9 protein-coding genes are annotated in these 9,823 nt (G+C 68.1%); 3 read left to right on the top strand and 6 right to left on the bottom strand.

Going from position 1 to position 9,823, the window contains the following annotated elements; genetic code table 11:
- Positions 1 to 128 precede the first annotated feature (128 nt).
- Both ABE473_RS08845 and ABE473_RS08840 read right to left on the bottom strand, forming a co-directional pair.
- Positions 129 to 2,012 carry an ATP-binding cassette domain-containing protein gene (locus ABE473_RS08845; protein ID WP_346489200.1) on the bottom strand — a complete coding sequence of 628 codons (1,884 nt, stop codon included), beginning with the start codon at positions 2,010 to 2,012 and terminating at the stop codon, positions 129 to 131.
- A gap of 35 nt (positions 2,013 to 2,047) precedes the next feature.
- On the bottom strand, positions 2,048 to 2,944 hold the full coding sequence (locus ABE473_RS08840; RefSeq protein ID WP_346489199.1) for a LysR family transcriptional regulator: 897 nt from the start codon (positions 2,942 to 2,944) through the stop codon (positions 2,048 to 2,050).
- A 104-nt stretch (positions 2,945 to 3,048) separates the two neighbouring features.
- Between ABE473_RS08840 and ABE473_RS08835 the strand changes: the two genes are divergently transcribed.
- On the top strand, positions 3,049 to 4,125 hold the full coding sequence (locus ABE473_RS08835; RefSeq protein ID WP_346489198.1) for a YeiH family protein: 1,077 nt from the start codon (positions 3,049 to 3,051) through the stop codon (positions 4,123 to 4,125).
- A gap of 33 nt (positions 4,126 to 4,158) precedes the next feature.
- Positions 4,159 to 5,541, top strand: a complete 1,383-nt coding sequence (dbpA, locus tag ABE473_RS08830; protein WP_346477984.1) for an ATP-dependent RNA helicase DbpA — start codon at positions 4,159 to 4,161, stop codon at positions 5,539 to 5,541.
- Between the two features lie 125 nt (positions 5,542 to 5,666).
- Here dbpA and ABE473_RS08825 read toward each other — a convergent pair whose 3' ends face one another.
- From ABE473_RS08825 to ABE473_RS08810, 4 genes are all read right to left on the bottom strand, one after another.
- On the bottom strand, positions 5,667 to 6,203 hold the full coding sequence (locus ABE473_RS08825) for an adenine phosphoribosyltransferase (protein ID WP_346489197.1): 537 nt from the start codon (positions 6,201 to 6,203) through the stop codon (positions 5,667 to 5,669).
- Between the two features lie 110 nt (positions 6,204 to 6,313).
- A complete protein-coding gene (locus ABE473_RS08820; protein ID WP_346489196.1) occupies positions 6,314 to 7,879 on the bottom strand; it encodes a protein adenylyltransferase SelO in 1,566 nt (521 codons plus the stop codon).
- 37 nt (positions 7,880 to 7,916) lie between these two features.
- Entirely contained in the window at positions 7,917 to 8,609 is a 693-nt protein-coding gene (locus ABE473_RS08815; protein ID WP_346489195.1) for a glutathione S-transferase, read from the bottom strand.
- A gap of 161 nt (positions 8,610 to 8,770) precedes the next feature.
- Positions 8,771 to 8,980: a cold-shock protein gene (locus ABE473_RS08810; RefSeq protein WP_017356920.1), complete on the bottom strand. Its 210-nt coding sequence runs from the start codon at positions 8,978 to 8,980 to the stop codon at positions 8,771 to 8,773.
- A 300-nt stretch (positions 8,981 to 9,280) separates the two neighbouring features.
- Between ABE473_RS08810 and ABE473_RS08805 the strand changes: the two genes are divergently transcribed.
- The gene (locus tag ABE473_RS08805; RefSeq protein WP_346489193.1) at positions 9,281 to 9,748 is read left to right on the top strand and encodes a YaiI/YqxD family protein; all 468 of its coding nucleotides are present in this window, start codon (positions 9,281 to 9,283) and stop codon (positions 9,746 to 9,748) included.
- Positions 9,749 to 9,823 lie beyond the last annotated feature (75 nt).

Below are 9,823 nucleotides of genomic sequence, written 5' to 3'. Positions count from 1 at the left end.
GCCTGGAGCCGGCCAGCGGCCGGCGCTGGTCGGCTGCCATCAGCCACGCATGGCGTGGCTCTACCGGTTGCCGCGGTCTCCGGGGGTAGAGCCACGCCATGCGTGGCTGCCCCTGCCCGGTTGCCGGATCAGGCGTCCAGCTCTTCCCAGCGCGCGTACGCGGCATCCAGTTCGGCCTGGACCTTGCCCAGCTGCTGGGTGTGCGCCGCCATGTCGGCAGCGCTGCGCTGATAGAACGCGGGGTCGTTCATCGCGGCGGTGAGGCCTTCGACGTCCTTCTCCAGCCTTTCGATCTTCAGCGGCAACTGCTCCAGCTCACGCGCGTCCTTGTAGCTCAGCTTGCGCTTCGGCTCGGCCGGTGCCGCCGCGGCAGCGGTCGCCGCAACGGGCTTGGCGGTCACCACCGGGGCGGACGCCGCCGCGGCGGCCACGCGTGCGGCATGGCGCTGCCAGTCGGTATAGCCGCCGACGTATTCGCCGACCACGCCGTCGCCTTCCATCACCATCGTGGAGGTCACCACGTTGTCCAGGAAGTCACGGTCATGGCTGACCAGCAGCAACGTGCCGGTGTAATCGCTCAGCAGCTCTTCCAGCAGCTCGAGGGTTTCCACGTCCAGGTCGTTGGTCGGTTCATCCATCACCAGCAGGTTGGACGGCTGCGCGAACAGCTTGGCCAGCAGCAGGCGGTTGCGCTCACCACCGGACAAACGGGTGATCGGCGCGCGGGCGCGCTCCGGCGAGAACAGGAAGTCCTGCAGGTAGGCATGCACGTGCTTGCGCTTGCCGTTGAACTCGATGAAATCGCGGCCCTCGGCCACGTTTTCGATCGCGGTCCAGTCTTCGCGCAGCACCGCACGGTACTGATCGAAATACGCGATCTGCAGGTTGGTACCGGCACGCACCTCACCGCTCTGCGGCTGCAGGTCGCCGAGCAGCAGCTTGAGCAGCGTGGTCTTGCCGCTGCCGTTCGGCCCGATCAGGCCGATGCGGTCGCCGCGCAGGATCACGGTGCTGAAATCCTTGACCATCACGCGCTCGCCGAAGGCGAACGAGATGTCCTTGACGTCGATGACCTTCTTGCCGGAGTTCTCCGCCTGTGCGGCTTCCATGCGCACGTTGCCACCGAGTTCGCGGCGCTGCGAGCGATCGTTGCGCATCGCCTTGAGGCGGCGCACACGGCCTTCGTCGCGGGTGCGGCGGGCCTTGATGCCCTGGCGGATCCAGATTTCTTCCTGCGCGAGCAGTTTGTCGAAGCGCGCGTTTTCCTGCGCCTGCGCGTTCATGCGCTCTTCGCGGCGACGCTCGTAGTTGGCCCAGTCGCCCGGCCAGCTGGTGACCTGGCCGCGGTCGATCTCGACGATGCGGGTGGCCAGTGCACGCAGGAAGCGACGGTCATGGGTGACGAACACCACGCTGCCGTTCCAGTTCTTGAGGAACATTTCGAGCCAGTCGATGGCTTCGATGTCCAGGTGGTTGGTCGGTTCGTCGAGCAGCAGCAGATCCGGCGAGGACACCAGCGCGCGGCCGAGCAGCACGCGGCGCTTCATGCCGCCGGACAGGCGCGCGAATTCGGCCTCGCCATCCAGGTCGAGCTTGGTCAGGGTTTCGCTGACGCGCTGGTCCAGGCCCCAGCCGTTGGCGGCGTCGATCTTGGCCTGCACGGCCGACAGCGCATCGCCGTCGAAATCGTCGGCCATGCTCAGGTGATGGAATTCGGCCAGCCACTGGCCCAGTTCGCCCAGGCCGTCGGCGACCACGTCGAAGACGCTGCCGGCGGCACCGTGCGGCACCTCCTGTTCCAGGCGGGTGATGCGCACCCCCTGCTGCACGCGGACTTCGCCATCATCGGGCTTGTGATCGCCGGACAGCAGTTTGAGCAGGGTCGATTTGCCGGCGCCATTGCGCCCGATCAGGGCGATACGCTCGCCCGGCTCGATCGACAGTTCGGCTTTTTCCAGCAACAGGGGGCCGCCGACGCTGAAGTCGACGTTTTGCAGAGTAATCAGAGGCATCCGACCATTGTACGGTCTGGCGGCAACCGCGTCGCTTACTCCCGACCGAACGCGTCCGCAGGCAGCCCCAACAGTGCCCGCAGCGGCGGGGGCACCCGTTTGCCCGGATGCCGCACCACCCAGAGCTGGCGCGACATCGGCGGCACCTGCGTCTCGACGATCGTCAGGCTGCCCAGCGCGATCAGATCGGCCACGGCATGTCGCGACAGGCAGGCCAGCCCGAGGCCAGCCGCGGCGGCCTGCTTGATCGCCTCGGTGCTGCCCAGCTGCATCGAACGGGCGAAGTGGTGCAGGTGCGGCAGCAGGGCCTGTTCGACCGCCTCGCGGGTGCCCGAACCCGGCTCGCGCAGCAACCAGCGCGCCTGCGCCAGCGCAGCGAGGTCCATGCGATCGGGCACGGATCCCGCAGCGGCCACGATGACCAGGTCGTCGCGCTGCCACGGCAGCACCTGCAGGCCACTTTCGTGGCAGGGGCCTTCGATCAGGCCCAGATCCACCTCCAGGCGCTGTACCGCGGTGACCACGTCGGCGCTGTTGCCGATCCGCAGGTCGACCTGGGCCTGCGGGGTGTGGCTCATCAGTGCCGAGACGCGGGCCGGCAGCAGGTAGTTGCCGATCGTGGTGCTGGCCCCGAGCCGCAGCAGCAGGGGCAGCGGGCCGGCGTTGGCCTGCCCCACTCCCGCCACCCGCTCCAGATCGGTCGCGGCCACCAACAGCGCACGGGCCGGATCGAGCAGGGCCCGCCCCTGTGCGTTCAACACCAGCCGGCGGCCGATCCGGTCGAACAAGGGGCTGGCCAGCTGGTTCTCGAGTTCATTGAGCGCGGCGCTGGTGGCCGACTGCGACAACGCCAGCTGCGCCCCGGCGGCAGCCGTGGTGCCGGCGTCGGCGATGGACACGAACACCTGCCATTGGCGGAGGGTGAGATGCATTCAAGCCATTAACGCATCAAACGGGTTGAAATAACACACATAATGCGTTTTACAGGTTGATCAGCGGCGCGCAGGCTGGGCCTGTGAACCTACCGGAGACCTCTGTGAACACCGCTGCCGCCGCCCTGCCCTCACCCTCCATCGCACAGCGCTGGCGCGGCCGTCTGCCCGGCCTGCTGCTGACCGCGGCCGTCGCTGCCGCCGCCATGGGCCTGGCGACGTTGCCGTGGCTGCAGGCGCACGGGATCAGCGCCCTGACCCTGGCCATCGTGCTCGGCATCGCCGTGGGCAACACCCTCTACCCCCGCCTGGCCACCCAGGCCGGCGCCGGAGTCGGATTCGCCAAGCACTGGCTGCTGCGCGCGGGCATCGTGCTGTACGGGTTGCGCCTGACCTTCCAGGACATCGGCCAGGTCGGCGCCAGCGGCGTGCTGATCGATGCGCTGGTACTGACCAGCACCTTCGCGCTGGCCTGGTGGGCCGGCACGCGGTGGTTCGGCATCGACAAGGAGAGCGCCCTGCTGATCGGCGCCGGCAGCGCGATCTGCGGGGCGGCAGCGGTGATGGCGGCCGAGCCGGTGGTGCGCGGGCGCGCCGAGCAGGTGACCGTAGCCGTCTCGACGGTGGTGGTGTTCGGCACGCTGGCGATGTTCCTGTATCCGGCGCTGTACCAGCTCAACCTGGCGCACGGCTGGATTCCGATGAGCGCGCAGGCGTACGGCGTATTCACCGGCTCGACCGTGCATGAGGTGGCCCAGGTGGTCGCTGCCGGACGCGCGGTGAGCGCGCCGGCGGCCGACACCGCCGTGATCGCCAAAATGGTGCGGGTGATGATGCTGGCGCCGTTCCTGATCGGGCTGTCGATGCTGCTGGCGCGGGGCCGCAAGGGAGCCGCTGACGGCCAGCGCGCGAAGATCGTGGTGCCCTGGTTCGCGTTCGGCTTCGTGGCCGTGGCCGGGCTCAACTCGCTGCAGCTGCTGCCGGCGACCGTCGTCGGCGCGGCGGTCGATCTGGACACCGTGCTGCTGGCGATGGCGATGGCCGCGCTCGGCCTGACCACGCACGCCTCGGCACTGCGCAGGGCCGGGATGAAGCCGCTGCTGCTCGCGCTGCTGCTGTTCGGCTGGCTGCTGGCGGGCGGGCTGGGGATCAATCTCGGCGTGCACGCGCTGCTCGGCTGAGGCACGCCGGGCGGACTTCTGCGACACTACCGCATGTCTGAATTCTCCTCCCTGCCGCTGAAACCAGCGCTGCTGCCCGGCATCGATGCCATGGGCTATACCTCGCTCACCCCCGTGCAGGCCCAGAGCCTGCCGGCCATCCTCGAGCGCCGCGATGTCATCGCACAGGCCCCCACCGGCAGCGGCAAGACCGCGGCCTTCGGCCTGGGCCTGCTGCAGGCGCTGGATCCGTCCGTGACCCGCGCGCAGGCGCTGGTGCTGTGCCCGACCCGCGAGCTTGCCGACCAGGTCGGCAAGCAGATCCGCAAGCTGGCCACCGGCATCCCGAACCTGAAACTGCTGGTGCTGACCGGCGGCATGCCGCTGGGCCCGCAGCTGGCCTCGCTGGAAGCGCACGATCCGCAGGTGGTCGTCGGCACTCCCGGGCGCATCCAGGAACTGGGCCGCAAGCGCGTCCTGCACCTGGGCGGCGTGACCACCCTGGTGCTGGATGAAGCCGACCGCATGCTCGACATGGGCTTCGAGGAGCCGATCCGCGAGATCGCCGGTCGCACCAGCAAGGACCGCCAGACGCTGCTGTTCTCGGCGACCTTCCCGGATGAGATCCGCGAGATCGCCCGGGTGCTGCTGCGTGACCCGGTGGAAGTCACCGTGGAAGGCGCCGACCATGCGCCGGCGATCCGCCATCTGTTCTGCGAGACCGAGCTGGCGCTGAAGCAGAAGGCGCTGGCCGGCCTGCTGCTCAAGTACACGCCGGAATCGGCCGTGGTGTTCTGCAACACCCGTCGCGACGTGGACGATGTCGCCATTTCGCTGCAGCAGTTCGGGTTCTCCGCGCTGCCACTGCACGGCGAGATGGAACAGCGCGACCGCGACGAAGTGCTGGTGCGCTTCGCCAACCGCAGCTGCAACGTGCTGGTCGCCAGCGACGTCGCCGCGCGCGGGTTGGATGTGCAGGACCTGGCCGCGGTGATCAATTACGAGCTGCCGACCGACATCGAGACCTATGAGCATCGCGTCGGCCGTACCGGCCGCGCCGGTGCGACGGGCTTGGCGATCAGCCTGGTGACGCACCGCGAGCGCAGCCGCGCCGATGCGCTGGAAATGGCACAGGGCAAGCCGCTGGACTGGCAGAAGACGCCGCTGGCCACCGCCCGCCCGCCGGTGCTGCCGCAGGCGGCGATGACCACGCTGCGCATCGACGGCGGCAAGACCGACAAGCTGCGCCCCGGCGACATCCTTGGTGCGCTGACCGGCGACGCCGGGCTGGCGGCCAAGTACATCGGCAAAATCGATATCTACGCGACGCGCTCGTATGTGGCCATTGCACGCGAGCAGGCCGGCCGGGCGATCGCCCAGCTGGAGGCCGGCAAGATCAAGGGCCGCCGGTTCCGCGTGCGGAAGATGGATGTCTGAGCGGTAGAGCCGACCGTTGGTCGGCTGCGCCTTCGTCGGGGCGTTTGAGGTGCCGGCCAGCGGCCGGCACTACGAGATGATGCGTGGGCTGCCGGCCAGCGGCCGGGTCGCCGCGGATTCCGCGATCAATAGACCAGGTTGGCCAGCAGTGGGACGTCACTCGTCCAGCGTTCGCGGCCGCCGAGGCCGGCCAGTTCAACCAGCACGGCCGCACCGACCACCTCGACCTGCAGCTGACGGGCCAGCGACAACGCGGCCAGCAGGGTGCCGCCCGTGGCCAGCACGTCGTCGATCACCAGCACGCGCGCGTCGGCCGGCAAGGCATCGGCGTGCACTTCAATGCTGTCCGTGCGGTATTCCAGGGTGTAGTCCTGGCGCAGCACCTTGCCCGGCAGCTTGCCCGGCTTGCGTACCGGCACGAAGCCCACGCCCAGCACCCGCGCCATGGCCGCGCCCAGGATGAAGCCGCGCGATTCGATGCCCATCACCGCCTGCAGCTTGGCATCGCGCCACGGCGCGACCATCGCATCGATGGCCGCCGCGAAATCCGGACCATCGGCGAGCAGCGGCATGATGTCCTTGAACAGGATGCCCGGCTTGGGGAAATCGGCGATGTCGCGCAGGCGGCCGGCCCAGGCGGGCGTGGCGGAAGACTCGGTCATGGGTCTGGAAACGAACAGGGTGGCATAGGGTAACCGAGCCTCCTGCCGCAGCGCCTCACACGACCGGCATGCGGCAGAACGGTTCGTCCCGCCCTACCCGCCCGCGCAGGTCAGGAGCTGCAGGACAGCATCGAGCAGCCGGCCTTCTCACGCGCCCACTCGGGCCGCTTGCCCGCGAAGTGCTCGCGCCCGGGCTGCACGTCATACGGGTGGCGCAGCACCTCCAGCAACGCATGCACGCCACTGAGGTCACCCTGCTCCGCCTGTTCGATCGCCTCCTGGGCCAGCCAGTTGCGCAGCACGTAGACCGGATTGGCACGGCCCATCTGCTGCTGCCGCGCCTGCACACTCAAGTCATCGGCACGCAGGCGCGCCGCATACTGCTGCAGCCACGCCAGCAGTGACGGCAGTACCGCTTCGCGGCGTGCCGGGCTGTAGAAGGCCTCCTCCAGCACCGCCACGGAAGGCGACGCGGGATCGAGCGCCATCAGGCCGCGGAAAGCAAGGGTCATGTCCATCTCGCCCTCGTGCAGGATCTCCAGCCAGGCCGCCATCAACGCCACATCGGCATCGCGGCAGCGGTCCAGGCCCAGTTTGGCGGCGATATCGGCGCGCTCGCATTCGGCGTGCACCTGCTGGAAGCGCGCCAGCCCGTCGTGCAGCGGCGTGACATCCTCGAACAACGGCGCCAGCGCCTGTGCCAGCCGGGTGAGATTCCAGTACGCCACCTGCGGCTGCGTGCCGAAACGATAGCGTCGCCCCTGCGCGTCGGTGGTGTTGGGCGTCCACTCGGGATCGTAATCCTCGACCCAGCCATACGGGCCGTAATCGATGGTGAGCCCCAGAATGGAGAGGTTGTCGGTGTTCATCACCCCGTGCACGAAGCCGACCCGCATCCAGTGCGCGACCAGCACCGCGGTGCGCTCGCAGATCTCGCCGAACCAGCGTGCATGGCGCGCGTCGCCCAACTCGGCCAGTGCAGGAAAATCCCGCGCGATGCAGACATCGGCGAGTTGCCGCAGCAGCGCGGTGTCGCCGCGCGAGGCCGGCAGCTCGAAGGTGCCGAAGCGGATGAAAGACGGCGCGACGCGGCAGACGATCGCGCCGGGTTCGGCCTCGGGGTGGCCGTCATAGAACATGTCGCGCACGACGGCATCACCGGTCCCGACCAGGCTCAATGCGCGCGTGGTCGGCACGCCGAGATGATGCATCGCCTCGCTGCACAGGAACTCGCGGATCGACGAACGCAGCACTGCACGTCCGTCGGCACCGCGCGAGTACGGCGTGCGCCCGGCGCCCTTCAACTGCAGCTCCCAGTGCGCACCGTCCGGCGTGAGCAGTTCGCCCAGCGAGATCGCGCGGCCATCGCCGAGCTGCCCCGCCCAATGCCCGAACTGATGGCCACCGTAGTTGGCCGCCCACGGCGCCATGCCGGCGTACAGCGCATTGCCGCCGAACACCCGCGCGAAATCGGCGCTCTCGATCAGGTCCTCGCCCATGCCGAGCAGTGCGGCCACCTCCGGCGAGTACGCCAGCAGTTGGGGCGCCGCGACCGGGGTCGGCATCACCGACGACCACGCGGCCTCGCGCACTTCACGCACGCGCGGGCCGGTTTCCGGGTCGCCGGGCAGGTCACGGATGAAGCGATTGTCGAAACGCAGGGGCTGGGTGCTCATCGGTATGAAATGGGGGCAGCCAGGCTGCCCCGCAAGCTCAGCGCGAACCGCCGCCGAGGTTCAACGGACCACCGCGTTCCACCGCACGCTGGTACGCCGGGCGCTGCTCGATCCGCGCCAGGTACGCCTGCAGCCGCGGATAGGCGGCCATGTCGCCACCGCGCGCGGCGGCGGCCTGGATCGGGAAACTCATCTGGATATCGGCGGCAGTGAAGCGCTCACCCGCGAACCACGGCGACTGGGCAAGCTCGCGCTCCATCCAGTCCATGTGCAGCTTCACCTGCGGACCGACGAAGCCCTTCATCACCTTGTCGGCGATCGAGCGCGCGATCGGCTTGGCGAAGAACGGCATCGGCGCCTTGCGCAGCCGCGCGAACACCAGCGTCATCACCAGCGGTGGCATCGCCGAGCCTTCGGCGTAGTGCATCCAGTAGCGGTAGCGCACGCGCTCGGGCGCCTGCGCCGGCATCGGCTCGGGCGAGAACTGGCGGCCACTGTCGTAGCGATCGGCCAGGTATTCCAGGATTGCGCCGGATTCGGCGAGGACCAGCGCGTCGTCCTGCAGCACCGGGGACTTGCCCAGCGAGTGCACATCGCGCAACGCCTGCGGCGCCAGCCAGGTCTTGGGGTCGCGCTGATAGTTGACGACCTGGTACGGCAGGCCCAGCTCTTCGAGCATCCACAGCACGCGCAGCGAGCGCGAGTGGTCCAGATGGTGCACCTTGATCATCGACGGTTCCGCAGGGTCAAAGCGGCATCGTAACCGGGCGGCCGGGAGGATGACGTCGTCAACACAGTCTGCGTCGACCAGGGCCGAATGCCGCCCAATAAAAAACGCCGGAAGCTTTCGCTTCCGGCGTTTTAGGCGACCTTACGGTGGCGGGGGGTCGATTAGACCGCCTGCACCTGGTCAGCCTGCATACCCTTCTGGCCCTGAACGGCGACGAACGTCACCTTCTGGCCTTCCTGCAGCGACTTGAAGCCGGTGCCCTGGATCGCGCGGAAATGCACGAAGAGGTCGGGGCCGCTTTCCGGGGTGATGAAGCCGAAGCCCTTGGCGTCGTTGAACCACTTCACGGTGCCCTGCTGACGATCAGACATGTACTAACTCCTGAAACAATAGTTGAAATAATCGCGGCCGCCGCGTATCGGAGCCGAGACTGAGTTGCAGGCGTTGGTAAAGCGGATCGATGAGCAGATCGTGAGATCAACTGCACCAGGCCACGATTCACGGTGACCCTAGCAAACACAGTGTGGGTGACGATACTCGTGTTTTACCGAAAAAGCGATAGCTGGTTTATTCAGCCATCCCCCCTTCTCGCCTGACAGGACAAGGGGTCGGGCGATCTTACACGAAATCCCACCCCCTATTCAGATTTTTCCTACCTTAAGATCAGCCAAATGACCGACGCCCCTGCCCCTAAAGTTCACATCTGGGTGGACGCCGACGCCTGTCCGGCGGTGATCAAGGAGATTCTGTTCCGCGCGGCCGAACGCGCCGGCATCGAGATGACCCTGGTCGCGAACCACTGGCTGCGGACGCCACCGTCCCGTTTCATCCGCTCGATCCAGGTGCCGCCGGGCCTGGACGTGGCCGACAGCGTGATCGTGGAACGGGTCCAGCCCGGCGATCTGGTCGTCACGCAGGACATCCCGCTGGCGGCGCTGGTGCTGGACAAGCACGCGGTTGCGCTGAACCCACGCGGCGAGCTGTACACCCCCGACAACATGGCGGAGCGGCTGTCGATGCGCAATTTCATGGAGGAACTGCGCGGATCGGGCATCCAGACCGGCGGGCCGGCGCCCCTGCACGCGCGCGACAAGCAGGCTTTCGCCGCGCAACTGGACCGCTGGCTGGCCAAGCGTTAAGGCTGATGAACCGTTATCACCCTGATGAACCGTCAGCAGGCGGAGGTTCCGGCGTGGAAGGGGTCCGACGTGGCT

The sequence above is a fragment of the Stenotrophomonas sp. TWI700 genome (assembly GCF_039673645.1).
Lineage (GTDB): Bacteria > Pseudomonadota > Gammaproteobacteria > Xanthomonadales > Xanthomonadaceae > Stenotrophomonas > Stenotrophomonas maltophilia_AA.
Note: the sequence above shows the minus strand (reverse complement) of the source record. Positions and strands in the feature narration are given on the sequence as shown.